Origin of the sequence: Capnocytophaga sp. oral taxon 338 str. F0234 (genome assembly GCF_000192225.1) — a bacterium.
Classification (GTDB): domain Bacteria; phylum Bacteroidota; class Bacteroidia; order Flavobacteriales; family Flavobacteriaceae; genus Capnocytophaga.
In genome coordinates this window covers 1-949 of sequence record NZ_GL872428.1, presented here as the reverse complement: position 1 = coordinate 949, position 949 = coordinate 1, and the positions used below count along the sequence as shown (strand labels likewise).

The window sequence follows — 949 nt, the reverse complement described above, 5'->3', positions numbered from 1 at the left end:
AACGAGTCTTTTTAGATCAACAATGTCTTCTTGCAAATTAATAGAAGGCTTTTTATCAAAGAAAGAATAAGCTATAAGTCCTGATAATAAGTTAGTTATAAAATTATCAAAAGAACGATGTCTTGTATGCTCTACTTGACAAATGTTTTTTAATTCGTCATTTACTGTTTCTATCAAAGCACGTTTTCTAAGTGCTATTTTGTCTTGTAAGAGCATCAAGCTATTTTTCATATTCTTTTTAATCTTAGTGATTAAATGTACCCCATCAATAAATAATTGTTCAAATAAATCTTTGCTGATATACCCCTTATCTCCAAAGAGTTTTCCAAAGATTCTCTTATGTAAGTTCATATCAGACAGAGGTTTACGATCATCTATGTTGCCTGGTGTTATTATAAAATCAAGTATTTCACCTTTATCATTAATGATTAGATGTAACTTAAATCCATGAACCAGCCTAAAGAACATTGTCCTTTTTGGGCAAATTCTTTGAATACTTTATGTTGTTTTTCACGTTTGATATGACAAACTCTTATGGGGGTAGAATCAATATACGAAATGCCAGTACATTTTCCTAAACAAAACATTTTCAAGAATATAGCTAATTTTACAACTACTTTCTTTTGCAATTCAACGAATCGATTGTAGGATACAGTTTGTGGGAATTCACCTTTCATATGCTTCTTTATGTGATTGATATAGTAATGTTTTAAATCTCTATAATGACCTGAATGAAAGAGAATTAGAATAGTCATAACCTCACTATCAGATAAAGTTGATTTACGATTTCTCTGTTTTAAGTCAGTATTTTGCACAAGGCTATGGTCAGAGACTATTTTTTCAAAATTCTTGTCAAATTCATCTATTATAAAGAAAATTTCCGTAACTTTGTGGCTTGATAACATAGGGATAGATTTTTAGTTAAACTTTTGATTTTCAAACTACAAAG

1 pseudogene is annotated in these 949 nt (G+C 29.3%); it reads right to left on the bottom strand.

What is annotated here, in order from left to right:
* Positions 1-905: pseudogene (locus HMPREF9071_RS11675) on the bottom strand (IS982 family transposase); the annotation flags it as partial.
* Between the last annotated feature and the right edge of the window lie 44 nt (positions 906-949).